Genomic DNA, 22,523 nt, shown 5'->3' with positions numbered 1-22,523 from the left:
ACCCTGTGTTCGTCTTCCGGCCGTCGACTCGGTTCCTGGCTTACCCAGTTGCGCCCCGCAACCGATAGCATCGAGGGAAAGCCGCCGTCCCCCGTTGCCAGTGCGGCATCATCCGCTACGAAGGTCATCCATGCCCCACAGCCAAACCTCTGCACACCGCGACAGCCTCACGGGCGTACGCCTCGCGCGCGGAGCATCGCCGTGGCTTCTGCCGACCGTCGCCACCGCGGCGCTCAGCCTCGTGCGCGCGCGCAAGTCGAGGCGGGCCGCGGCCATCGCCGTGCCGACCACCGCGCTCGCGGCCGGCATGCTGTGGTTCTTCCGCGACCCCGAGCGTGAGATCGCTCAGGGCCGGGTCATCTCCCCCGCCGACGGTGTGGTGCAGAGCATCATGCCGTGGAAGGACGGACGCACCCGGGTCGCCATCTTCATGAGCCCGCTGAACGTCCACGTCAACCGCGCGCCGCTGGCCGGCACCGTGACGTCCGTGGAGCACGTTCCCGGCGGGTTCGTCCCGGCGTTCAACAAGGAGAGCGAGAACAACGAGCGCGTTGTCTGGCACTTCGACACCGAGCTCGGCGACATCGAGATGGTGCAGATCGCGGGCGCCGTCGCCCGGCGCATCGTGCCGTACATCCCGCAGGGGACCAAGGTCGAGCAGGGTGACCGCATCGGTCTGATCCGCTTCGGCTCGCGCGTCGACATCTACCTCCCCGAGGGTGTCGAGGTCGCCGTCGAGGTCGGCCAGGCCACCACAGCGGGGGTGACTCGCATTGACCGTGATTGATCCCGACACACGGGCCGCCGACTGGGTCGCCGGCACCGATACGGAAGGGTCCGAAGAGGCCGAGGAGATGCCGCTGTCGTTGAGGCTGTCCATAGCGGACGCCCTCACGCTCGGTAACGCCACGTGTGGATTCATGGCGGTGTACTTCACCACCACGGGCATCCTCATCCCGCACCTCACGGGCAGCACGGAGACCGGCATGGCGCGCAACAGCGCCGCCACCGCCGTGATCCTCATGCTGGCCGCGGCGATCTTCGACCTGTTCGACGGCATCGTGGCGCGCAAGCTGCGCTCCTCCCCGATGGGCGCCGAGCTCGACAACCTCTCGGACCTGATCAGCTTCGGTCTGGCCCCGGCCTACTTCGTACTCGTGTACGGCATGGTCACGCCCGGCGCGCAGCAGAAGGTCTCGGCGGTGGCCGCGATCGTGGTGCTGCTCGCGGTGGTGCTGCGGCTGGCGAGATTCTCCTGCGTGACCATGAAGGACGGCATGTTCCAGGGCATGCCGAGCCCCTTCGGTGCGCTGACGGTGGTCTCGATCGTGCTCCTGGAGCTGCCGTTCATCCCGACGCTGCTCGCGATCATCGGCGTCGCCTGGCTGATGGTGAGCCGGGTCGAGTACCCCAAGCCGCGGGGCATCCTCGCGGTGGCGATGCTCAGCTGGATCGTCGGTGCGATGGGCATGCTGGCGGCCTGGGCCTTCGACGCTCCGGGCGGACAGTTCCTGCTCCAGACCGGGTGCGCGCTCCAGGTCGTGATGGGCGCCGTGATCCCCCTCTTCGCGACGGCCCGTCGGGTGAACACCTTCCGCGGCAACCGGCGTGAGAGCCGGGAGGCGCGTGCGGCGCAGCTGCCGTAGCGCAGACACGTACAGACGAGAAGGGCCCCGGAGGCGATGTCGCCTCCGGGGCCCTTTCCGTTCCCCCGGACTAGCCGAGGCGCTTGTAGTAGAGCGTGGTCGCGCGCAGGACGCCCGCCGGATCGGCGGCGAAGTCCGGGATCGTGCCGGCGGCCGTCCAGCCCGCGCCCCGGTAGAGGCGCTCGGCCGGGCTGTCGGTCTGTGTGTCCAGGACGAGCAGGCCGAGGCCGGTGGCGGCGGCGTGGGCCTCGGCCGTGGCGAGCAGCCGGTGTCCGAGGCCTCCGCCCCGGGCCGAGCGGTGGACCAGGAGGCGGGCGATCTCGCCGCGGTGCCTGCCGTTGGCCGCGCCGCCGCGGACGAGGGTGACGACGCCGGTGAGGCCCCCGTCGGGGCCGTGGGCCGCCCAGACGTCCCGTACGCCCTCGGCCGCCTCCTCGGCGACGCGCTCCCACCAGGCGGCCGCTTCGGGGGCCGCCAGGGGCGCCAGGAAGCCGACGGAGGCGCCGGAGTCCACGGCGTCGACGAGGAGCGCGGCGAGACCGGCGGAGGCGTGGGCGCGGACCTCGTCGGGGGTGAGCCGCGCGATGCGGTCGGCGGAGGCCGGCCTCCGCCGCGAGGCCGTCTCCAGCCTCTTCTCCAGACACAGGAGGTCGGGCCGCTCGTCCCAGGAGGCGACGGCTTCGAAGCCCAGACCGCGGTAGAGGGCCAGGGGCTCCTCCCGCCAGTTCCAGACGGTGAGGCGTACGGCGGAGGCTCCGGAGGCCGCGGCACGGCGCAGGGCCTCGGCCATGAGGGCCCTCGCGATCCCCTTGCGACGGGCCTCGGGCGCCACCCAGAGCCGCTTGATCTCGGGCGCCCCGCCCCCGTACGGGGCCTTGAGGACGACGCAGCCGGCCGGGAGGTCGTCGCCGGGCGGGGTGGCGAGCAGGACCGTGTCGGCGGTGAAGGCGGCTGCCGGGTCCTCGGCCTCGCTCCGGTATACGGCCGGCAGCGCTGCGACCGCCGCCACGGGCGTCCCCTTCTCGGCCTGGTTGGCCAGATGGTAGGCGCCGAGCAGGTCGGGAAGGCGCGGGTGGGAACGGTTCTCCTCGATCGATGCGTTCATGGCCTTCAGCCTCACACCACGTTGTTTCGGGCGTGTGACGATCTCCTAGGCTGTGGATCATGGGTATGCGTGTACTTGTCGCGGGCGCCACGGGCGCCGTCGGTCGTCAGCTCGTGCCACGCCTGGAGGCGGCCGGCCACGAGGTCGTGGGTCTGTCGCGACGCGGTCCGAACCCCGTGGACGTCCTCGACGCCGCGGCGGTGCGCCGCGCGGTGGCCGGAGCGGCGCCGGACGCCGTGCTCCATCAGCTCACGGACCTGGGTGGGGCGGACGGGGCCGCGAACAACCGCGTACGCATCGAGGGCACCCGGAACCTGGTGGACGCGGCGCGCGCGGCGGGCGTCGGCCGGATCGTCGCGCAGTCGATCAGCTGGGCGTACGTCCCCGGCGACGGACCCGCCGACGAGTCCGTACCGCTCGACCCGACGGACGAGCCGCCCCGGTCGCGGATCGTCGCCGGGGTGCGGGCCCTGGAGGACACGGTGGCCGAGCTCCCCGAGGCGGTCGTGCTGCGGTACGGCATCCTGTACGGGCCCGGCACCTGGTACGCGCCGGGCGGCGCCGTGGCCGCCGCGCTCGCCGGGAACCCGGCGGCCCGGTTCCTCGGGAGCACGGCGGCCGACGACGCGGTGAGCTCCTTCGTGCACGTGGCCGACGCGGCCGAGGCGGCCGTACGGGCGCTGGCGTGGCCCTCGGGCGCGTACAACGTGGTGGACGACGAGCCCGCGCCCGGGCATGCCTGGCTGCCGGTCCTCGCGGAGGCCCTGGGGGTCCCCGCCCCGGCGCGGAGCGAGGGCGGAGCGCCCTGGGCCCGGGGCGCGGTGAACGCCCGGGCCCGTGCCCTGGGCTGGGCCCCGGCCCACCCGTCCTGGCGGACGGGCTTCGCGGACCGGGACCCGGACTGACCCTGCCGACCCGTTACGGGGTGTACGACTTCGCGGCGTCCGCGACGAAGGGCTGCCGGACGGTGCGCATGCCGCCGGCGACCTTCTTGTCGGGCTGGATGATGACGGACTCCCGGGACGACGGGGCCTTGGGGTCGCCGAGGTTGTGGCTCATCCCGAAGCCGGCGTCGTAGGACGTCAGCGTCAGGAGCGCCTTGTCGACGCCGTCGCGGGTGAGGTCCTTGTTCTCGCAGGCCTTCTTCAGCGCCTCGCCGAAGACGCTCGCCGCGGTCCAGCCTGCGACGATGCCGTTGTCGAGGGAGTCGCTCGGGTAGGCGGCCCTGTAGTCCGCGACGAGCTTCTTCGCGGTCGGGGTGTCCGCGCCGATGGGGAGGCTCGGGGAGGCGAACCAGTACATCTTCTCCAGGGCGGGGCCGGCCTGGGTGCCGAGCAGCTGCGGCGCGAAGGCGGAGTTGTTGCCGACGACGGGGACCTTCAGGCCGGTGGCGGCGGCGACTCCGACGAGTGAGGCGGCCTGGCGGGGTCCCGCGCTGATGACGATGGCCTTGACCCCGGCCTGCTTGAGCGCCGCGACCTGCGCCGACATGTCGTTGTCGGTGGGCTTGATCTTCTGTTCGACGACGGTCAGGCCCGCCTTCTCCGCCGCGTACTTGGAGCCCTTGAGGGCGTTCTCTCCGTAGTCGCCCTCGAAGTAGACGTGGCCGAGCTTGTCGCCCGACTTCAGGCCCTTCTCCTTGAGCAGGAAGTCGACGGCGTTGATGGTCTCCACGTCGTACGTGGCACCCAGGACGCGGATGTACGGGGAGCCGAGCAGCGAGGCCGACCAGGCCTGCGGGAGGACGAGGCCCTTGTCCAGTCCGTCGACCTTGGGCTTGACGGCGGCGACGAACGGGGAGCCGATGAACTGGGCGTAGCCGACGACCTTCGGCTCCAGTTCGGTGTAGGCGGCGAGCGCCTTCTGCGGGTCGTAGCCGTGGTCGCGGACCGTCAGCTCCAGCTGCCGGCCGCAGATCCCGCCGGCGGCGTTGACCTGCTTCACGTACAGCTGCTGGGCCTGGGTGACGCTCTTGCCGAGGGTGGCGTACACGCCGGTCATGTCGGTGAGCGCGCCGAGGGCGATCGTCTTGTCGGTGACGCCCTTGCCGGTCTTCACCCCGCCCGCGTCGGTCTGCTTGCCGTCGCCGGTCTTGGCCTTGGAGCTGCATCCGGCGGCGGTGAGGGCGACCAGCGCGGCGAGCGCGGCGGCCAGGCCCCGCACGGCCTGTCGTCTGTGGTTCATCGTGACTCCCCTGAGGGTTCGGTGGTGGTCGGGGTGTTCGGGGTGCTCGGGGTGTGTATGGGGATCTTGGGGCTCTTGCCGCTTCCGGGTTCTCCGGTCCGCCGGGCGGCCAGCCGGGCCAGGCCTCCGGGCAGGAACAGCACCACCGCGACGACGGCGGCGCCGTACAGGTAGCGCGCGGCCTCCCCCGGTGCGATGCCGCCCGTTCCCGGGGCGGAGACGAGCGGGAGCGCGTCGCTGTAGCGGTTGAGGAGCTGGGGCAGGAGGGAGACGAAGACGCCGCCGGCGACCGCTCCCGCGACCGAGCCGAGACCGCCGATCACGATCATGGCGAGGTATTCGAGGGAGAGCGCCATGCCGAAGTACTCCGGCACCGTGCGCTGGAAGACCAGGGCGAGCAGCACGCCGGCGAGGCCCGCGTACATCGAGGACAGGACGAAGACGGCGGCGCGGTAGCGGGCGACCGGGATGCCCATGACGCCGGCGGCGATCCGGTGGTCGCGGATGGCGTTCATCGCCCGTCCGGGGCGGCCCCTGAGGACGCCGCGGGCGAAGAGCACCCCGCCGAGGAGCAGGATCAGACCGAGGTACCACAGCTTCTCCACCGCCCCGAACGGCACCTGGGCGACCAGGAGTTCGGTGTCGTCGAAGGTGAGCCCGAAGAGGGAGAGCGGCGGGACCGCGCGGCCGTTGTAGCCGCCCGTGAGGTCATGGGCGTTGAAGAGGACGTGCTGGCCGATGAAGATCAGCGCGAGGGTGGCGATGCCGAGGTACGCGCCCCGCAGCCGGCCCGCGATGGGGCTGAACACCCCGCCGGCCAGGCCCGAGAGGGCCACGGCCAGGACGGCGGCGAGCCAGCCGGGCAGGCCGAGTCCGGCGAGCCCGTCCGCGCCGTCCCCGGCGAAGGCGCAGTAGCCGTAGGCGCCGACGGCGAGGAAGAAGGCGTGCCCCATGGAGAGCTGCCCGGTGGCACCGGTCAGCAGGTTGATGCCGATCGCGCCGAGGGCGGCGGCCATGGCGAACAGGCCGGCCTGGAGCCAGAACCTGTCCAGGTAGAACGGCAGGACCAGGAGGACGAGGCAGGCGGCGGCCCCTCCGTACACCGCGGGACTGCCGACCCGCAGGCCGCTCCGGGCGAGGGTCTCAGACACGGGCCAGCTCCTTCGTGCCGAAGAGTCCGGCCGGGCGGATCAGGAGCACCGCGACCATGACGAGATACGGGGCCAGGTCGCCGATCCCCCGGCCGAGGAACGCCAGGTCGCCCTGGTAGCCGGTGGCGAGGGACTCGGTGACGCCGACGAGGAGGCCGCCGACGAGGGCGCCCGTGGTGGAGTCGAGGCCGCCGAGGATGGCGGCGGGGAAGGCCTTGAGCGCGGCCAGCGAGGTGGCCCGCTCGAGGCCCGGGGTCGGGAAGACGGTGAGGAAGAGCGCGGCGACGGCGGCGAGACCGCCGGCGACCGCCCAGGCGCCGATCGAGACCCGGCCGAGCCGGATGCCCATGAGGGCCGCCGTCTCCTGGTTCTCGGCGGCCGCCCGCATGGCGACGCCCCAGGACGTGTACCGGAAGGCGAGCAGGAACGCGGTGATGAGGAGGGCCGCGGCGAGCAGTGCGGCGATCCTGGTCTCCGCGATGGTGACCCCGCCGACGGTGACGACGGCATCGCCCCACGGGTCGCCGAGGGAGAGGATGTCGGTGCCGATCCGGCGGGTCAGCTCGGTGGCGAGGAGGATGTCGACGCCGATGGTGACGATGGCGAGGACGCTGTGGTCGGTGCCCCGGTGGCGGCGCATCACGAGGAACTCGACGGCCGCGCCGACCACCGCCGCGCCCGCGATGCCGGCGAGCAGGGCGGGCCAGAAGCCGATCTCGTCGTGGAGGACGGCCGTGACGTAGCCACCGGCGAGGAGGAGCGAGGCGTGGGCGAAGTTGACGACCTCGGTGGCCCGGAAGATGACCACGAAGCCGAGGGCGATGAGGGCGTAGATCGAGCCCAGTGAGATGCCGTTGATCAGGAACTCGGCGAAGGTGCTCACGCGGCGGACTCCTCTCCGAGGTAGGCGCGGACGACCGCCGGGTCGTTCTGGACGTCGGTGGGTGCCCCGTCGGCGATCCGGCGGCCGAAATCGAGGACGGTGACGGAGTCGGCGAGCCGCATCACCAGGCCCATGTCGTGCTCGACGAGGAGCACCGAGATGCCCAGGCTGTCGCGGACCCCGGCGATCACCGAGGCCGTGCGGCGCCGCTCGTCGGCGGTCATCCCGGCGACGGGCTCGTCGAGGAGCAGCAGCTTCGGCTCCATGCAGAGGGCGCGGGCCAGTTCGGCGAGCTTCTGCTGCCCGTACGGGAGGGAGCCCGCCGGCCGTGCGAGCTGCTGCTCCAGGCCGACGAAGGCGGCGATCTCCCGGACCCGGGCGCGGTGGCGCGCCTCCTCGCGGGCGGCGGAGGGGAGGCGGAGCCCGGCGGCGACGAAGCCCGTGCGGGTCAGCCGGTGGCGGCCGAGCATCAGGCTGTCCTCGACGGTGGCGCGGGGCGGCAGGGCCAGGTTCTGGAAGATCCGGCCGACGCCGAGGTCCGCGATCCGGTGCGGGGGCAGGGCGGTCAGCTCGTGCGGGCCGAGGCGGACGGAGCCCTCGGTGGCGCGGTAGACACCGGACAGGACGTTGAAGCAGGTGGACTTCCCGGCGCCGTTGGGCCCGATGAGGGCGTGCACGGTGCCGGGCCGGACGGTGAAGTCGACGGCGTCGAGGGCGGTGAGGCCGGCGAAGCGGACGGTGAGACCGCGGACTTCGAGAGCGGGGACGTCGGGAGCGGGGACGTCGGGAGCGGGGACGTCGGTGGCGGGGACGTCGGAGGCGGGTGGTGTTGCGGGGCCCGGTGGCGAGGGCGGTGTCGTCATCTGTTCTCCTCCCAGCGGGACAGGACCGGGTGCGCGGTGCGGGCGCGGGCCGCGTCGGCGGCGGCGTCCTCGTCGACCACGCCCAGATAGCGGCGGCGTACCTCGTCGGAGGCGGCGAGTTCGGCGGCCGGGCCCCAGAGGGTGACCTCTCCGACCTCCAGGACGTACGCCCGGGAGGCGAGCCGCAGGGCGAGCGCCGCGTTCTGCTCGACGAGCAGCACCGCGGTGCCCTGGGCGTTGATCTCCCGGACGGCGTCCGCGATCCGGGCCGCCATCAACGGCGCGAGCCCGAGCGAGGGTTCGTCGAGCAGAAGCAGGCCCGGCGCGGCCATCAGGGCGCGGCCGACGGCCAGCATCTGCTGCTCGCCGCCCGAGAGCAGCCCGGCGGGCTGGCGGGCCCGCTCCGCGAGCACCGGGAACAGCTCGTGGACCCGGCGGAGCGAGGCCGCCCTGGCCGCCCGTCCGCCGCGGCTGCCGAGCGCTCCGGCGCGCAGGTTGTCCTCGACCGTCATCCGGGCGAAGACCTGACGGCCTTCCGGCACCTGGGAGACGCCGGCCGCGACGACGCGGTCCGGCGGCAGCCCGTCGAGCGGCGTGCCGTCGCGGCTCACCGTGCCGGAGACCACGGCGCCGCCGTGGAACCGGAGGGTGCGCGAGACCGCCCGCAGCAGCGTCGACTTGCCGGCCCCGTTGGCCCCGAGGACGGTGACGACCTCACCCGCCGGCACGGTCAGCGACACCCGTCGCAAGGCGTGCACCGGTCCGTATCCCGCCGTCAGGTCCGTCACCTCGAGGGCGGGTGCGGTACCTCCCATGGTTCCCCTTTTCCGGTCTTGCCGGACCGATCCTTGTTACTCGGCCGTTCGATGGCGCTCACCCCAACACCGCGCCGGACCGCGCGTCCACGGCCCGCGGCCGAATCGCTGCCGGTGACCAGCGGGCGCGCCGAAGGGCTGTGCATGCGCACAACGCTGCGCGTCAGGGCTGTGCGGAGGGGGCCGGGACGGTGGATCCTCCGGGCATGGGACGGCGCAGACGGCGGACCGGTGACGACTGGAAGGTGCTCGCGCAGGCGTGCACGGCGCTTCTTGAGCGGGTGCCGGAGCTGGTGGACGAGCATCTGAGGGAACTCCACGCGTACGAGCCCGCCTACGGGCGGATCCTTCCGTACGACCAGCACTGGCAGGAGGCCGAGCAGGCGATACGCATCGGGATCGAGATGATCTCGGCGCCCCGGAGCTCCCCCCGGCGGGACCTGGAGCACGCGGACGAGATGGGCCGGCGGCGGGCCGCGCAGGGCATGCCGCTCGAACTGGTCGTGCACGCCTACCGGCACGCCGGGCATCTCGTCTGGGACGCGCTGATCGAGGGCGCGGGGACGGACACCGCGCAGCTGGCCGCGCTGATGCAGTCGGCGACGACGGTGTGGTCGGCCGTGGACGCGCAGGCGGACACGGCCTCGGAGGCGTACCGGACGACGGAGCTCGAACTGCGCCGCCGCACGGACGAGCAGCTCCAGGCGCTCCTCGACGCGCTGCTCCAGGGGCAACGCTCGCCCGAGCTGGTGGCGCGGGCGGCGGCGGGCCTGGACCTGCCGGAGCAGGGGCGGTACGCGGTGGTGGTGCTGCGCTACGACCGGCGGGAGGAGCGGGAGCTGTTCCACCGGCAGGTGCAGGGCGAGGGCGTGCGGTTCCTGTGGCGGATGGGGGCCGACTGCGAGCTGGGGGTGGTGGCGCTCGCAGGGGACACCGGCCTGGACGCGCTGTCGGAACTCCTCGACGGGCGGTGCCCCGGTCCCGGAGGGATCAGTCCGGTCGTGGTGGGCCTGACCGAACTGGGCCGGGCGCGGCGGCTCGCCGAGCTGGCACTGCGGACGTGCCCGCCGGGGAGTCGCGAGATCGTACGGCTCGACCGGCGGATGGCGGGCGCGTTGGTGGTGGCCCAGCCGGAGGTGGCGAGCCTGCTGGTCTCGGACGTCCTGGGCGGTCTGCTCGAACTGGATCCGGCGGACCGGGCGGTGCTTCTGGAGACGCTGGACGCGTGGCTGGAGTGCGAGGGGTCGGCGGGGCGGGCGGCGGGGCGTCTGTACTGCCACCGGAACACGGTCTTCAACCGGCTGCGGCGGCTGGAGCAGTTGACGTCCCGGTCGCTGTCCCGGCCGCGGGACCTCACGGAGATGACCTTGGCGCTGGACGCGTTCCGGCTGACGGCGGCGGGGGGTGCGGTCTGAGCCCTCCGGTCCGGTCGCGCGCCCGCCGGGCCGCGGGCCCCGGGCGGTCGAACGGACCTGTCAGGATGGGCCCGTGACGATCACTGCGGACAAACGTACGGACCGCCCGCGGCACCTGACCCTCGGGCGGGCGCTGCTGGCCGGCGGGGTGGCGACGGGAGTCGGCTGCCTGGTGGGGCCCCGGCTCGCCGAGGGGGCGGGACTGCTCGTCCTGACCCGCGCCTTCGAGTACCGCTGGCCCAGCTTCCTGGTGGCGGTCGCGCTGTTCGGCGCGGCGACGCGGCTGCTGGCCCGGGGGGCGGTCCGGCGGCGGGTGCTCGCGGTGTGTGCGGTCGCGGTCGTGGCCGCCGTCTGGTTCCGGGTGGTCCTCTTCCCGATGGTCGGCACCGAGTGGGAGGAGACGGGCCGGACGGCCGCGCCGGGCGGCGCGGACCGGTACGTCGTGGTGGAGGAGGGCTTGCTCATGATCGACCCGCTGTGGCGGGTGTCGGTCGTGGACGGGTCGGGGCTGACCGCGCGCCACTGGACCGTCGGCACCTTCAACGGTGACGCCGGGGGTGTACTGACGAAGGTGGCCTGGTCGGGGCCCGACGCCCTGGTCCTGACGACCGGGGGCGAGATGACGACCGTGCGCCTCGATCCGCACACCGGGAAGCCGGAGCGGGAGCTGTCGGTGCCGTAGGGCCGGGTCCACTCCGCCCGTACGGGTGCCGTAGGGCCGGGTCCACTCCGCCCGTACGGGTGCCGTAGGGCCGGGTCCGCCCCGCCCGCACGGGTGCCGTAGCGCCGGGTCCGCCACCCGTGCGGGCGGCGGTCCCGAGACTCTGCGGCAGCGAGCCCGGGGTCCTGCCGGAGGAACCCGGGGTGCGGCGGCGGACCCGCGAGGCCCTACCTGAGGAAGTCCTCCGCGATGCGGGCCGCCGAGTCCTCCAGGAGCGGGCCGGCGTTCGCGATGCACTTCGCCGTGTCGGGTTCGAGGTCCGTGAGGGCGTAGGCGCGGCGGATGCCGGCCTTGCCGAGGGCCTCGGGCGGCAGGGCCAGACGGCCGCAGACCGCCACGACCTCCTTGCCCGCCGCGCGGGCGGCGGCGGCGACACCCGCCGGCGCCTTGCCGTGGAGGGTCTGCTCGTCGAGGGAGCCCTCGCCGGTGATGACCAGGGTGGCGCGCTCCAGGGCGGGGGCGAAGCCCAGCACCTCCAGCATCAGCTCGATGCCGGGGCGGAAGCTCGCGCCCAGGATGAGCGCGCCGTAGCCGATGCCTCCCGCGCCGCCGGCGCCGGGGGCCGCGGCCGCCTCGGCGGCCTTGGGGCCGATGGCCTTCTCCAGGACGGTGGCGAAGTGGGCGAGGGCCGCGTCCAGGGTCCGGACGTCGTCCGGGGTGGCGCCCTTCTGCGGGCCGTAGACGGCGGGGGCGCCCTTGGGCCCGGTGAGCGGGTTGTCGACGTCGCTCGCGAGGATCAGGTCGACGGAGGCGAAGCGGGGGTCGAGGCCGCCGAGGTCCGCCGTGGCGAGCTCCGCGAGGGGCGCGCCGCCGGGGCCCACGGGGGCACCGGAGGCGTCCAGGAAGCGGGCGCCGAGCGCGGCGAGCATGCCGGCGCCGCCGTCGGTGGTGGCGCTGCCGCCGACGCCGAAGACGACGGTGGTCGCACCGGCGTCCAGGGCCGCGCGGAGCAGTTCGCCGGAGCCGTACGTCGTCGCGGTCAGCGGGGCGAACACGCCGGGCGGGAGGAGCTGGAGGCCCGAGGCCTCCGCCATCTCGACGACCGCGGTGGTGCCGCGCAGCGCGAAGGCGGCGGTGACCCCTTCACCGAGCGGTCCCGTGACCCGTACCTCGCGGCGTTCGAATCCGGCCGCGACGGCCGCGGCGACGGTGCCGTCGCCGCCGTCCGCGACGGGCAGGGTCTCCACCGCGAGCTCCGGGACGACCCGTCGCAGTCCTGCTGTCACCCGCTCCGCGACCTGTACGGCCGTGAGCGAGCCCTTGAACTTGTCGGCCGCCACGAGCACGTGAGCGACCTGAGTTGCTGCCCCGTCCGTCACCTTGCATCCCTTGCTTTCGAACGTGCAGTCGCGCCGAGCCCGACCCTATCCGTACCGCCGGACGGCGTGCCACCCCCAGATAGACGGATATTTCGAAACATAGTGGGGTCACATGGGTACGGAACCGATCGGCCGGACCCCGCAGGAGCAGCAGGAACGGCATGCGCCCGACGGCACGGTCATCGGGAGCGGGAGGGCCGCGGTGGTGACGGAGCAGGGCGGCGACCCCCACCACCGGCTGCGGCGTGCGGCGTAGGCGCGCACGGACACGGATCCGCCGGAGGGCCCCCTCGGGGCTGACCGGGAGACGCTTCGGCGCGCGGCCGGCCGCCCGGTTCGGTAGACCGGAGGTATGAGCCCTACGCACGGGGAACGGACGCATGCGGAGCGGACACCCGGGGAGCTGACGCACGGGGAGCGTCCGCCCGGGAGGCTCGCCCGTGCGGAGCTCGCGGACCGCGTCCTGGGCGGCTGGACCGGCCGGATCGCCGGGAACATGCTGGGCAAGCCCGTGGAGCAGGGTGACCACTGGACCCGGGAGCGCATCGACGCCTATCTGCGGCTGGCCGACGCGCTCCCGCTCACCGACTATCTGCCGCCCCCGCCGCCCGGCGCCACCGGCTTCGAGCTGCGCCCGGAGTGGCAGCGGTGCGTGCGCGGCGGGATCGACGGCAGCTGCCGGGACGACGACATCGACTGGTCGATCCTGGGTCTGCACGTCCTGGAGACGTACGGCTCCGCGTTCACGACCGAACAGGTGGGCCGGGAGTGGCTGCAGCGGATGCCGTACCTCCAGACCTTCACCGCCGAACGGGCCGCCTACCGGAACCTCGTCGACGGGCTGCGGCCGCCGCTGACGGCCACGTACGACAATCCGTACCAGGAGTGGATCGGCGCGCTGATCCGGGCCGACGTCCACGGCTGGACCAGCCCGGGTGATCCGCTCCGGGCCGCCTCGCTCGCCCGCCGGGACGCAGTCCTCTCGCACACCGGGAACGGGGTGTACGGGGCGATGTGGGCGGCGGCGCTGATCGCCGCGGCGTTCACCGCACCGGACGTCCGGTCCGCCCTGGAGACGTCCCTGGAGCGGATCCCGGCGAGCTGCCGGCTCGCCCGGACCGTACGGGACACGATGGCACTGCACGAGGCGGGCCTCGACTGGTCGGCGACGCTGACCACGCAGGCGGAGCGGACGGCGGGGCTCGGCTGGATCCACACCGTCCCCAACGCGGCCGTGCTGACCGCCGGACTCCTGTACGGGGAGGGGGACTTCACCCGCACGATCGCCCTGACCGTACGCGGCGGCCTGGACACGGACTCCAACGGCGCGACGGCCGGTTCGGTCGCGGGCGTGCGGTGCGGGGCGGCTGCGATCCCGCCGCAGTGGTCGGAGCCGCTACGGGACCGGGTGAGCAGTGCCGTCTTCGGCTCCGACGGGGTCGGAATCGGTGAACTCGCCGAGCGGACGGTGCGGTTGGCCGAACGGGAGGCGTGACGACAGGACCTGGAACAGATGCCTCGGCGTGGGCGTGGTCGGCCCCGTGGGTGTCTTCGCGGGCTCCGGCGAGCGCCCCAGGCCGCTCGGCAGCGCCACGGACAGCAGGAGGAGGAACCCGGCGACCAGCGCCAGCCCGACGATGAGCGTCCACAGGCACCCGCTGATCACCAGCCGGGTGCGGCGGTCGGGATCACTCGGCATGTCGTCAGCCCTGCGGCGGCTCCGGCTGGACGACCTCGCCGGTGCGCTCGGCCTCGTCACGGCTGACGGCGCGGGCCTCCGTGCGGTGGCCGCGGGCGATGTAGTCGCGGACGACCGCCTCGACCGCGTCCTGGGGGTTGCCGATGCCGGCCAGGACCATGACTTCCACGACGAGTTCGGCGTCGAGACCGATGTTCACCTTGGCCATGGCGGGAACCTAGCACCGGGAAACCCGTTCGCGGGAGCGGTGGGTGTGACGACAGGGCCTAGGCCCTGTCGTCAAACCCTCGCCTGCCCCGCGACGCCATGCACGCGCTCTCGCCGCACCGGGCGCAAGCCCGAGTACTCCAGTACGAGGACTTGTGCCCGGCGCGCCGAGAGCACGCACCTGACGCCGCGGGGCCGCCCTTCGGGCGACGACGGGAGTGTGACGACAGGACCTAGGGTCCTCGTATGACGATGGTCGCGATCTTCAGTGGCGCCGGTATCTCCACCGACTCGGGCATCCCCGACTACCGGGGGCCGAGAGGCCTGTGGCGGCAGGACCCCGAGGCCGCGCGGCTCGTCACGTACGGGCCGTACATGGCCGATCCGGAGATCCGCCGGCGCTCGTGGCGGATGCGGCTCGACGGTCCCGTCCTGAACGCCGAGCCGAACGTGGCGCACCGCGCGATCGCGGCGTTCGAGCGGACGAGCGGCAACCCGCTGCGGGTGATCACGCAGAACGTGGACGGGCTGCACCAGGCCGCCGGGGTGCCGGCCCGGAAGGTCCTCGAACTCCACGGCTCGGCACGGTCGGTGCTGTGCACGGCCTGCCACGCGCGCTCGACGATGGCGGAGGCGCTCGACCGGGTGCGGGCCGGTGAGGAAGACCCGCCGTGCCGGGCGTGCGGCGGGATCCTGAAGTCGGCGACGGTGATGTTCGGGCAGCGGCTCGATCCGGTGGTGCTCGGCAACGCCATGTCGATCGCCAAGGCCACCGAGGTGTTCGTCGCGGTCGGCAGCAGCCTCCAGGTCCAGCCGGCCGCCTCCCTCGCGGGGATCGCGGCCGAGCACGGCGCCCGGCTGATCATCGTGAACGCCGAGCCCACCCCGTACGACCCCGTCGCCGACGAGGTCGTGCGCGAGCCCATCGGCACGGCGCTGCCGGCGCTCCTCGACCGGCTTCGCTAGAAGCAAGGCGCTCCTCGACCGGCTTCGTCAGAAGAGGGCGGCCGGTTCCGCCGTACCCGACTCGAAGGCGAGCAGCCGTTGCTTGCGGTCCAGGCCGCCGCCGTAGCCGGTGAGGCTGCCGCTCGCCCCGATCACCCGGTGGCAGGGGACGATGATGCCGACGGGGTTCTTGCCGTTGGCGAGGCCCACGGCCCGGGAGGCCGCGGGGTTGCCGAGTTCCTCTGCGAGTTCGCCGTACGTCCGGGTCTCTCCGTACGGGATGCGCAGCAGCCCCTCCCAGACCCGCAGCTGGAACGGGGTGCCGATCAGGTTCAACGGCAGGTCGAACTCGGTGAGTTCGCCCGCGAAGTAGGCGTCGAGCTGACGGATAGCCTCCCGGAAGGGGCGTGGGTCGGGCTCGCCGAAGGTCTCCTCCGGCGGGCGGTGGCGCTGGCCGGTCATGTGGACGCGGCTGAGGACGCCGTCGACGGCGACGAGGGTCAGCGGGTCGTACGGGCTGTCCACGACGGTGTGCTGGATGGCGGGCATGGGAGGGGTCCTCACGGTCCTTTACGCGGGCAGGTGGTTGATCGGGTGGTCGTCGGTCGCCCAGAGGTACTGGACGGCGTAGGCGCGCCAGGGGCGCCAGTGCCCCGCGCGGGCGGTGAGGGCGGCCGGGGTGCCGGGGAGGCCGAGCCCTTCGGCGGCGCGGCGGACGCCGAGGTCGCCGGGGAGGAAGGCGTCCGGGTCGCCGAGGGCGCGCATGGCGATGATCTCGGTGGTCCAGGGGCCGAATCCGGGCAGGGCGAGCAGCCGGGCGCGGGCCTCCTCGCGGTCGTCGGCGGGGCCGAGGGTGAGTGAGCCGTCGGCGAGCGCCCTGACCAGGGTGAGGAGGGTGGTGCGGCGGCTGCGGGGCAGGGCCAGGGTCTCGGGGTCGAGGGCGGCGAGCGCCTCGGGGCCGGGGAAGAGGTGGGTGAGGCCGCCCTCGGGGTCGTCGACGGGGGTGCCGTGCGCGGTGACGAGCCGGGCGGCGTGGGTGCGGGCGGCGGCGGTGGAGACCTGCTGGCCGAGGACGGCCCGTACGGCGAACTCGGCGGGGTCGACGGTCCCGGGCACCCGGCGGCCGGGGGCGGCGTCGACGATCGGCGCGAGCTGCGGGTCGGCGCGCAGTCGCTCGTCGACGGCGACGGGGTCGGCGTCGAGGTCGAGGAGCCGGCGGCAGCGGCTGATGGCGTGGGTGAGGTCGCGGGGGTCGGTGAGGGAGAGCCGGCAGGCGATGTGGTCGTCGCGGGGTGCGAGGGCGACGATCCCGTGCCCGTACGGGAGGGCGAGGGTCCGGCGGTAGGCGCCGTCGCGCCACTCCTCCACGCCGGGGACGGCGGTCGCGGCGAGGTGGCCGAAGAGGTTGGAGGGTTCCAGCGGGGTGCGGAACGGCAGCCGGAGGCTGATCACCCCGGGGGTGGGCGCCCGGCCGGCGGCGGGGCGGGCGGCGCGGGCGCGGAGCTCGCCCGGGGTGAGGGCGAAGACCTCGCGGACGGTGTCGTTGAAGGTGCGGATCGAGGCGAAACCCGCCGCGAAGGCGATCTCGCCGAGCGGCATCGGGGTCGTCTCGATGAGGACGCGGGCGGTCTGGGCGCGCTGGGCGCGAGCCAGGGCGAGCGGTCCCGCACCCAGCTCGGCGAGGAGCTGGCGTTCGATCTGGCGGGTGGACCAGCCGAGCCGCCGGGCGAGCCCGGGGACGCCCTCCCGGTCTACGACGCCGTCCTGGATGAGGCGGACGGCGCGGGCGACGGCGTCGGCGCGGACGTTCCACTCGGGCGAGCCGGGGCTGGTGTCGGGCCGGCACCGCTTGCAGGCCCGGAATCCGGCGCGCTGGCAGGAGGCGGCGCTGGCGTGGAACTCCATGTTCTCGGGCTTGGGCGGGACGACCGGGCAGCTGGGCCGGCAGTAGATCCGGGTGGTGCGGACGGCGGTGAAGAACACGCCGTCGAAGCGGGCGTCCTTCGACTGGACGGCCCGTACGCAGCGCTCGGTGTCGGTGTGCATGAGTCCAGGATCGGGGACGGACGGCTCGCGGGCTGGCGAGAAAACGACATGGACGTCGCCGCGGCCTAGGTCAGGCACGCCGGGAGCCCTCCCAGGCCCCCAGGAGGCCCCCCCGCCGGGAGGCCGCCGCGAGGTCGGGCAGCCGACCGACCGGGAGGCCGTCGGGAGGCCGTCGGCGGGGTCAGACCACGACCGACCGGTAGTGGGTGGTCAGCCTGCCGTCGTCCGCCAGGACGTGGAAGGCGAGCGCGGGCGGCTGGTCGAGGTGGATGTGCGGATGCGTCACCGGGCGCTCCCAGGGGAGGCGGATCGAGGACACGACCCCGGGCGCGACGAGCAGCGGGCGCCCGGCGAAGGTCGTGGCGGCGGCGGTGTGCACGTGGCCCGCGAGGAATGCGGTCAGGTGCGGGTGGCGGTCGGCGAGCGCCGCGAGCCGCTCCTCGCCGAACTGCCGGATCTCGTCCACGTACGGGGTGTGCAGCGGGACCGGCGGGTGGTGGAAGCCGACGAGGACGGGGACGTCGCGCGGGGTGGCGTCGAGGACCCCGTCCAGCCACTCCAGGGTCTCGTCCTCCAGGTGGCCGTCGTGCCTGCCGGGCACGGACGAGTCGCAGAGGGCGATCACGAAGCCCTCGCCCCGGAGCACTTGGTTGACGGGGGCGTACGGGTGCGTTCCGGTCGTCTCGGGGAGGAGGACCTTCCGGAGGACGGCGCGGTCGTCGTGGTTCCCCGGGCAGAGGAGCAGCGGATGACGGGTGGTCAGCAGCTCTCTCACGGCGGCGTATTCGTCCGGGGTCGCGTGGTCGGCGAGGTCGCCGGTGACGAGCACGGCCGCCAGGTCGTACGGCAGTTCCTCCAGGTAGCGCATGACCGCGCGGATGCGGTCGGTGCTGCGCTGCTCCAGGCCGACATGGATGTCGCTGACATGAGCGATGACGATCACGTGGCTGGTCCTCCGTCGGTCGGGCGGGCGGATGCCCACCCGACCGTACGGTGCTCCCGGTTCGTGCCGTAAGGGCCGCTTCGCGAGCCGTGGCCCGCACGCCCCGGGCGGTGGCCCGTTTCGGGAAGGCGGTCCGCACCGGGCGGTGGCCCGTTTCGGGCACGTCCGCCGCCACGCAGGTCCGCCGCCAAGCACGTCCGCCGCCAACGCAGGTCCGCCCCGGGCAGGTCCGCCCCGGGCGGGCCCGGCTACTCGAATCGCGTGGTGTCGCCCGCGCCGCGGCGCAGCACCTCGGGCTCGCCGCTGGAGAAGTCGACGACGGTGGTGGGTTCGGTCCCGCAGTCACCGGAGTCGAGGACCGCGTCCACCAGGTGGTCGAGCCGCTCCTTGATCTCCCAGCCCTGGGTCAGCGGCTCCGCCTCGTCTGGCAGCAGCAGCGTGCTGGAGAGCAGGGGTTCGCCGAGCTCCGCGAGGAGGGCCTGGGTGACGACGTGGTCGGGGATGCGGACGCCGACGGTCTTCTTCTTGGGGTGGAGGAGGGCCCGGGGCACCTCCTTCGTCGCGGGCAGGATGAAGGTGTACGGGCCGGGGGTCGCCGCCTTGACCGCGCGGAAGACGTCGTTGTCGATGTGCACGAGCTGGCCCAGCTGGGCGAAGTTCTGGCACATGAGCGTGAAGTGATGCCGGTCGTCGAGGTCGCGGATCGCCCGGATGCGGCTGATGCCGTCCCGGCTTCCCAGTCGGCTGCCCAGCGCGTAGCAGGAGTCCGTCGGGTACGCGACGAGCGCACCGTTCCGGATGCTGTCGGCCACCGTGCCGATGGTGCGCGACTGGGGGTTCTCGGGGTGCACGTCGAAGTACTTCGCCATGGGGACAGTCTATTTTCGCAGCAGGCGCCAGACGGCCTTCGCCGCGTTGTGCCCGGACATGCCGTGCACTCCGGGCCCGGGCGGGGTGGCGGAGGAGCAGAGGAAGACCGCCGGGTGCGGGGTCGCGTAGGGGCGGAGGGAGAGCGTGGGGCGCAGCACGAGCTGGAGGCCGCGGGCGGCGCCGCAGGCGATGTCGCCGCCGACGTAGTTGGCGTTGCGCTCGGCGAGTTGGGGCGGACCCGCGGTGGCGCGGGCCAGGACGCGGTCGCGGAAACCGGGGGCGAAGCGCTCGATCTGGCGCTCGATCGCGTCGGTGAGATCGCCCTGCCAGCCGTTCGGCACATGGCCGTACGCCCAGAACACGTGCTTGCCCTCGGGGGCGCGGGAGGGGTCGACGAGGCTGGGCTGGGCGGTGATGAGGAAGGGCGCGTCGGGGGCGGTGCCGGTGGAGGCCTGGCGCAGGGCGGTGTCGATCTCCCGTGCGCTGGGGCCGACCTGGACGGTTCCGGCGCGCCGCGCATCCTCGGCGGTCCACGGCACCGGGCCGTCCAGGGCGTAGTCGATCTTGAACGCGCTGGCGCCGTACCGGTAGTGGTCGTAGTGGCCGCCGAAGCCGGCGATCCGGGCGAGGGCCGTGGGCGAGGTGTCGAAGACGTAGGCACGGGCGGGCGGCAGGTCGTCGAGCCGCTTGACCTCGAAGTCGGTGTGGACGGCGCCGCCGAGGTCCTTGAGGTACGCGGTGAGGGCGTCGGAGATGGACTGCGAGCCGCCCCGGGGCACGGGCCAGCCGCCGGCGTGGGCGGCGAGCGCGAAGACCAGGCCGACGGCGCCGGTGGCGAAGCCGCCGAGCGGGGCGATGACATGGGCGACGAGTCCGGCGAACAGCCCCCGCGCCTTCTCGTCCTGGAAGCGGCGCATCAACCAGGTGGACGGCGGCAGTCCGGCGAGGCCGAAGCGGGCCAGGGTGACGGGGTCGCGGGGCAGCCCGGTGAGCGGCAGCTGCATGAAGTCCCGGGCGAGGGTGTCCCACTTGCCGGCGAAGGGGGCGACGAGCCTGCGGTACGCGCCCGCGTCGCGCGGTCCGAAGGAGGCGGCGGTCTCGGCGACCGAGCGGGCGAGGACGGCGGCGGTGCCGTCGTCCCAGGGGTGGGCCATGGGCAGTTCGGGGTGGAGCCACTCAAGTCCGTACCGCTTCAGGGGCATCGTCCCGAAGACCGGTGAGCCGGCCCCGAGGGGATGCACCGCGGAGCAGGGGTCGTGGCGGAAGCCGGGGAGGGTGAGCTCCTCGGTCCTGGCGCCCCCGCCGACGGTCGGCTTCGCTTCGAAGACGGCCACGGAGAAACCGCGGCGGGCCAGTTCGACGGCGGCGGTCAGTCCGTTGGGCCCCGCCCCCACGACGACGGCATCGAGCATCGACGTCACCTTCGACACCTTCGGACTCCTTCGTCAGCCGATGGCCAGGGCTCCCAGGATAGGCCGGTGGCTCCGAGGCCCTCACTGCCCCCTGAGGAGGGTGAGGATCCGGTTCGCGGTCGCCGCGTCCCGGGCGGCGGTGAACGGCAGGGCGTTCCCGCCGGTGATCCTGAAGGGCTCGCCCGCGAGGGTCGTGTGCGTCCCGCCCGCCTCGGTGACGAGGAGGAGCCCCGCCGCGTGGTCCCACGCGTACTCCCAGGAGAAGGCGGTGGCGGCGAGCGCGCCGCGTGCCACGGACAGGTATTCAAGGCCTGCGGAGCCGCAGGGCCGGGGGGCGACGCCCTCGGTGACCAGGCCGAGCAGGGCCCGCTTCTGGTCCGGGGTGGTGTAGTCGGGGTGCGAGGTGGCGACCTCCAGGGCCTCGCCCGGGGCGGGCGAACCGGCGTGCAGCGGCTGCCCGTTGAGCGTGGCGCCCCGGCCGCGTACGGCCACGGCGAACTCGTCGAGGGCCGGTGCGTACGTCCAGGAGGCGAGCAGTTCGCCGTGCCGGGCGAGGGCGACGAGGGTGCAGAAGCCGGGGTCGCCGTGGACGAACTGGCGGGTGCCGTCGACGGGGTCGACGATCCAGACGGGGGCGTCGCCCTGCAGGGCGTCGTAGACGGCGGGGTCGGCGTGGACCGCCTCCTCGCCGACCACCACCGAACCGGGGAGCAGGGCGGTCAGGGACTTCGTGAGGTGGGCCTCGGCGGCCCGGTCGGCGACGGTGACGAGGTCGTGCGGACCGTTCTTCTCGACGATGTCGTCGGCGGCGAGCTGCCGGAAGCGCGGCATGATCTCGGCGGCGGCCGCCTTGCGGACCGCCTCCTCCACCTCGGTCGTACGGCCGGCCAGGACACGGTCAAGGAACTCTCCACTCATGCGTCCAGCTAAGCACGGGGCGCTGACAACCGGACCGGCGGATCTGTCACCCTCTGTTTCCCCGGGGAGCACCCTTTGGTCGGGTTCACCCCTTACATGCGGGGAGGGTTCCGTGCACGGCGCCCACCACGAGCTGACACGGGCGGAGGAGCTCGCGGAGACGAGGTTCGGGACGGCGGAGTGGACGGCGCGGGTGCCGTAGCCGCGACGCGGGGCCCGGGGAGCACCCTCCGGGCCCCGCGCCCCGCCGGCCGGCGCGCTGCATAGAGTGGCGGCATGCGTGTCGAGGGGCCGGTGAAGCCGGGGTTGCGGGTGGAGTGCGCCGACGGGCGTCGGCTGGTGCTGATGCAGGGCGCCGCCCCCGTGCTCTTCGCCCGGCAGCGGGCCACCCACCGCGGCCTGCACTACGCGCGTACCGGCCGGTACGCCTCCCCGCTCGCCCCGCTCCGGGCCGAACGGGCGCGTGCGGTCGCGGAGTTCGCGGTGCCGGGGTCGACGGAGTGGTCGGAGCGCTGGGCGGCGCACGCGGAGGCGGAGTTGCGCGGGGCCGCCCAGGGGCCGCTCCACGCGGGCGAGTGGCTGCTGCTCCCGGACGTCCACCGGTGGTTCAACGCCGTCAACTGGCCCGGACTCCTGGCCCACGACCCGGACCGGGGGCATCTGACCTGGTTCGGATACGGGGATCCGGTGGAGGACGCGCGCGACCTCCTGCCGCTGCGGGCGCTGTCGGACCCGGAGGCGCCGCGGGTGAAGGCGTACCGCCGCCAGTACCGGGAGGGTGTCCTGCCGCCGGTGTTCGCCTGGTGGATCAGCGGGCTCCACTCCCCCGTCGTGCTCGACGGTCACGACCGCCTGACGGCGGCACTCGCGGAGGGCGGGCGACCGGAGATCCTGATCCTCTCGCGGGCGGTCGTGGACGCCAGGTGGGTGGCGCTCCTCTCCGCCCGTCCTGTGGAGGAGTACGAGAAGCGGGTCGCCGCCCTGGAAGGGCCGCTCGCCGCGTCGCGGATCGCGCACCAGAGCCGCCGGCTCGCCGACGACCTGACCGCGATCATCAGCGGGTACGACCGCACCCTGGCCTGGCCCTTCCCCGGGGGTGCCGCCGCCTGGGACGCGGCCGTGGCGACGCACGTCCCCGGCTGGGCCCCGGAGGCCGACCGCTGACTCCCCCGGTCGGCCCTGGACAGCCGGCCGCCTGGACACCTGGTCGCCGCCGCACCGCCGCGCCGATCACGGCATCGGTCACCGGTCCGGACCGCGGGCAGGTGACCGTATCCCGCCCGCGTCGTTGAGCCCGTGCGGGCCGGAACGGCGGGCGGTGGACGTGCGGAAACGTCTCCGCACCCCGACGGCCCCGGAAGACGGCGTCGACGGTACGGAG

Annotated in this window: 23 protein-coding genes; 9 read left to right on the top strand and 14 right to left on the bottom strand. The window is 73.9% G+C overall.

All coding sequences use genetic code 11. The features are described from left to right. Positions 1-130 precede the first annotated feature (130 nt). Positions 131-787 carry a phosphatidylserine decarboxylase gene (locus tag ACZ4XX_RS22555; RefSeq protein WP_030320136.1) on the top strand — a complete coding sequence of 219 codons (657 nt, stop codon included), beginning with the start codon at positions 131-133 and terminating at the stop codon, positions 785-787. Further along, positions 780-1,646, top strand: a complete 867-nt coding sequence (pssA, locus tag ACZ4XX_RS22550; RefSeq protein ID WP_229315557.1) for a CDP-diacylglycerol--serine O-phosphatidyltransferase — start codon at positions 780-782, stop codon at positions 1,644-1,646. The genes ACZ4XX_RS22555 and pssA overlap by 8 nt, the downstream gene beginning before the upstream one ends. A 70-nt stretch (positions 1,647-1,716) precedes the next feature. On the opposite strand, the gene ACZ4XX_RS22545 is transcribed toward pssA, so the two are convergent. Next, positions 1,717-2,751 carry a GNAT family N-acetyltransferase gene (locus tag ACZ4XX_RS22545; protein WP_468509652.1) on the bottom strand — a complete coding sequence of 345 codons (1,035 nt, stop codon included), beginning with the start codon at positions 2,749-2,751 and terminating at the stop codon, positions 1,717-1,719. Between the two features lie 59 nt (positions 2,752-2,810). On the opposite strand from ACZ4XX_RS22545, the gene ACZ4XX_RS22540 reads away from it, so the two are divergent. Then, the gene (locus tag ACZ4XX_RS22540; RefSeq protein WP_468509651.1) at positions 2,811-3,656 is read left to right on the top strand and encodes an NAD-dependent epimerase/dehydratase family protein; all 846 of its coding nucleotides are present in this window, start codon (positions 2,811-2,813) and stop codon (positions 3,654-3,656) included. 13 nt (positions 3,657-3,669) lie between these two features. On the opposite strand, the gene ACZ4XX_RS22535 is transcribed toward ACZ4XX_RS22540, so the two are convergent. The 5 genes from ACZ4XX_RS22535 to ACZ4XX_RS22515 are packed head-to-tail and all read right to left on the bottom strand — an operon-like array spanning position 3,670 to position 8,647. Beyond that, positions 3,670-4,935, bottom strand: a complete 1,266-nt coding sequence (locus ACZ4XX_RS22535; protein ID WP_468509650.1) for an ABC transporter substrate-binding protein — start codon at positions 4,933-4,935, stop codon at positions 3,670-3,672. Further along, positions 4,932-6,086, bottom strand: coding sequence for a branched-chain amino acid ABC transporter permease (locus tag ACZ4XX_RS22530; RefSeq protein WP_468509649.1), 1,155 nt, complete (start codon positions 6,084-6,086; stop codon positions 4,932-4,934). Before ACZ4XX_RS22530 ends, ACZ4XX_RS22535 begins: the two co-directional genes overlap by 4 nt. Further along, positions 6,079-6,969: a branched-chain amino acid ABC transporter permease gene (locus tag ACZ4XX_RS22525; protein ID WP_468509648.1), complete on the bottom strand. Its 891-nt coding sequence runs from the start codon at positions 6,967-6,969 to the stop codon at positions 6,079-6,081. Before ACZ4XX_RS22525 ends, ACZ4XX_RS22530 begins: the two co-directional genes overlap by 8 nt. Then, on the bottom strand, positions 6,966-7,832 hold the full coding sequence (locus tag ACZ4XX_RS22520) for an ABC transporter ATP-binding protein (RefSeq protein ID WP_468509647.1): 867 nt from the start codon (positions 7,830-7,832) through the stop codon (positions 6,966-6,968). Before ACZ4XX_RS22520 ends, ACZ4XX_RS22525 begins: the two co-directional genes overlap by 4 nt. Further along, the gene (locus ACZ4XX_RS22515; RefSeq protein WP_468509646.1) at positions 7,829-8,647 is read right to left on the bottom strand and encodes an ABC transporter ATP-binding protein; all 819 of its coding nucleotides are present in this window, start codon (positions 8,645-8,647) and stop codon (positions 7,829-7,831) included. Before ACZ4XX_RS22515 ends, ACZ4XX_RS22520 begins: the two co-directional genes overlap by 4 nt. 206 nt (positions 8,648-8,853) lie before the next feature. Between ACZ4XX_RS22515 and ACZ4XX_RS22510 the strand changes: the two genes are divergently transcribed. After that, positions 8,854-10,062: a PucR family transcriptional regulator gene (locus ACZ4XX_RS22510; protein WP_468509645.1), complete on the top strand. Its 1,209-nt coding sequence runs from the start codon at positions 8,854-8,856 to the stop codon at positions 10,060-10,062. 73 nt (positions 10,063-10,135) lie between these two features. Then, positions 10,136-10,744: a hypothetical protein gene (locus ACZ4XX_RS22505; RefSeq protein ID WP_468509644.1), complete on the top strand. Its 609-nt coding sequence runs from the start codon at positions 10,136-10,138 to the stop codon at positions 10,742-10,744. Positions 10,745-10,950: 206 nt separating this feature from the next. Here ACZ4XX_RS22505 and ACZ4XX_RS22500 read toward each other — a convergent pair whose 3' ends face one another. After that, the gene (locus ACZ4XX_RS22500) at positions 10,951-12,102 is read right to left on the bottom strand and encodes a glycerate kinase (protein ID WP_468509643.1); all 1,152 of its coding nucleotides are present in this window, start codon (positions 12,100-12,102) and stop codon (positions 10,951-10,953) included. Positions 12,103-12,214: 112 nt separating this feature from the next. Here ACZ4XX_RS22500 and ACZ4XX_RS22495 point away from each other — a divergent pair, with 112 nt between their 5' ends. Continuing rightward, a complete protein-coding gene (locus ACZ4XX_RS22495; protein ID WP_468509642.1) occupies positions 12,215-12,358 on the top strand; it encodes a hypothetical protein in 144 nt (47 codons plus the stop codon). Between the two features lie 96 nt (positions 12,359-12,454). After that, positions 12,455-13,597 carry an ADP-ribosylglycohydrolase family protein gene (locus ACZ4XX_RS22490; RefSeq protein ID WP_468509641.1) on the top strand — a complete coding sequence of 381 codons (1,143 nt, stop codon included), beginning with the start codon at positions 12,455-12,457 and terminating at the stop codon, positions 13,595-13,597. Between the two features lie 208 nt (positions 13,598-13,805). On the opposite strand, the gene ACZ4XX_RS22485 is transcribed toward ACZ4XX_RS22490, so the two are convergent. Continuing rightward, on the bottom strand, positions 13,806-14,009 hold the full coding sequence (locus tag ACZ4XX_RS22485; protein ID WP_266970805.1) for a type II toxin-antitoxin system VapB family antitoxin: 204 nt from the start codon (positions 14,007-14,009) through the stop codon (positions 13,806-13,808). Positions 14,010-14,254: 245 nt separating this feature from the next. Between ACZ4XX_RS22485 and ACZ4XX_RS22480 the strand changes: the two genes are divergently transcribed. Then, on the top strand, positions 14,255-14,974 hold the full coding sequence (locus ACZ4XX_RS22480) for an SIR2 family NAD-dependent protein deacylase (RefSeq protein ID WP_468509640.1): 720 nt from the start codon (positions 14,255-14,257) through the stop codon (positions 14,972-14,974). A gap of 27 nt (positions 14,975-15,001) precedes the next feature. On the opposite strand, the gene ACZ4XX_RS22475 is transcribed toward ACZ4XX_RS22480, so the two are convergent. From ACZ4XX_RS22475 to ACZ4XX_RS22450, 6 genes are all read right to left on the bottom strand, one after another. Then, positions 15,002-15,502 (bottom strand): methylated-DNA--[protein]-cysteine S-methyltransferase, encoded by a 501-nt coding sequence (locus ACZ4XX_RS22475; protein ID WP_468509639.1) that lies wholly within the window; start codon positions 15,500-15,502, stop codon positions 15,002-15,004. A 21-nt stretch (positions 15,503-15,523) separates the two neighbouring features. Next, positions 15,524-16,999 (bottom strand): AlkA N-terminal domain-containing protein, encoded by a 1,476-nt coding sequence (locus ACZ4XX_RS22470; protein WP_468509638.1) that lies wholly within the window; start codon positions 16,997-16,999, stop codon positions 15,524-15,526. 181 nt (positions 17,000-17,180) lie between these two features. Then, positions 17,181-17,942: a metallophosphoesterase gene (locus ACZ4XX_RS22465; protein WP_468509637.1), complete on the bottom strand. Its 762-nt coding sequence runs from the start codon at positions 17,940-17,942 to the stop codon at positions 17,181-17,183. A 248-nt stretch (positions 17,943-18,190) separates the two neighbouring features. Then, the gene (locus tag ACZ4XX_RS22460; protein ID WP_468509636.1) at positions 18,191-18,811 is read right to left on the bottom strand and encodes an L-threonylcarbamoyladenylate synthase; all 621 of its coding nucleotides are present in this window, start codon (positions 18,809-18,811) and stop codon (positions 18,191-18,193) included. Between the two features lie 9 nt (positions 18,812-18,820). Further along, a complete protein-coding gene (locus ACZ4XX_RS22455) occupies positions 18,821-20,233 on the bottom strand; it encodes a phytoene desaturase family protein (RefSeq protein ID WP_468509672.1) in 1,413 nt (470 codons plus the stop codon). Positions 20,234-20,305: 72 nt separating this feature from the next. Then, entirely contained in the window at positions 20,306-21,142 is an 837-nt protein-coding gene (locus ACZ4XX_RS22450) for an inositol monophosphatase family protein (RefSeq protein WP_468509635.1), read from the bottom strand. 276 nt (positions 21,143-21,418) lie between these two features. Between ACZ4XX_RS22450 and ACZ4XX_RS22445 the strand changes: the two genes are divergently transcribed. Further along, positions 21,419-22,306, top strand: coding sequence for a hypothetical protein (locus ACZ4XX_RS22445; RefSeq protein ID WP_468509634.1), 888 nt, complete (start codon positions 21,419-21,421; stop codon positions 22,304-22,306). The last annotated feature ends 217 nt before the right edge of the window (positions 22,307-22,523 follow it).

The sequence above is a fragment of the Streptomyces sp. NPDC029956 genome (assembly GCF_055574655.1).
The sequence above is the reverse complement of the archived record's forward strand: the minus strand, read 5'-3'. Positions and strand labels throughout refer to the sequence as shown.

Coding starts and splice junctions, on each gene's coding strand:
- ACZ4XX_RS22555 (WP_030320136.1), top strand. CDS start 131: ATGCCCCACAGCCAAACCTCTGCACACCGCGACAGCCTCACGGGCGTA.
- ACZ4XX_RS22545 (WP_468509652.1), bottom strand. CDS start 2,751: ATGAACGCATCGATCGAGGAGAACCGTTCCCACCCGCGCCTTCCCGAC.
- ACZ4XX_RS22540 (WP_468509651.1), top strand. CDS start 2,811: ATGGGTATGCGTGTACTTGTCGCGGGCGCCACGGGCGCCGTCGGTCGT.
- ACZ4XX_RS22535 (WP_468509650.1), bottom strand. CDS start 4,935: ATGAACCACAGACGACAGGCCGTGCGGGGCCTGGCCGCCGCGCTCGCC.
- ACZ4XX_RS22520 (WP_468509647.1), bottom strand. CDS start 7,832: ATGACGACACCGCCCTCGCCACCGGGCCCCGCAACACCACCCGCCTCC.
- ACZ4XX_RS22515 (WP_468509646.1), bottom strand. CDS start 8,647: ATGGGAGGTACCGCACCCGCCCTCGAGGTGACGGACCTGACGGCGGGA.
- ACZ4XX_RS22510 (WP_468509645.1), top strand. CDS start 8,854: ATGGGACGGCGCAGACGGCGGACCGGTGACGACTGGAAGGTGCTCGCG.
- ACZ4XX_RS22495 (WP_468509642.1), top strand. CDS start 12,215: ATGGGTACGGAACCGATCGGCCGGACCCCGCAGGAGCAGCAGGAACGG.
- ACZ4XX_RS22490 (WP_468509641.1), top strand. CDS start 12,455: ATGAGCCCTACGCACGGGGAACGGACGCATGCGGAGCGGACACCCGGG.
- ACZ4XX_RS22485 (WP_266970805.1), bottom strand. CDS start 14,009: ATGGCCAAGGTGAACATCGGTCTCGACGCCGAACTCGTCGTGGAAGTC.
- ACZ4XX_RS22480 (WP_468509640.1), top strand. CDS start 14,255: ATGACGATGGTCGCGATCTTCAGTGGCGCCGGTATCTCCACCGACTCG.
- ACZ4XX_RS22475 (WP_468509639.1), bottom strand. CDS start 15,502: ATGCCCGCCATCCAGCACACCGTCGTGGACAGCCCGTACGACCCGCTG.
- ACZ4XX_RS22470 (WP_468509638.1), bottom strand. CDS start 16,999: ATGCACACCGACACCGAGCGCTGCGTACGGGCCGTCCAGTCGAAGGAC.
- ACZ4XX_RS22460 (WP_468509636.1), bottom strand. CDS start 18,811: ATGGCGAAGTACTTCGACGTGCACCCCGAGAACCCCCAGTCGCGCACC.
- ACZ4XX_RS22450 (WP_468509635.1), bottom strand. CDS start 21,142: ATGAGTGGAGAGTTCCTTGACCGTGTCCTGGCCGGCCGTACGACCGAG.
- ACZ4XX_RS22445 (WP_468509634.1), top strand. CDS start 21,419: ATGCGTGTCGAGGGGCCGGTGAAGCCGGGGTTGCGGGTGGAGTGCGCC.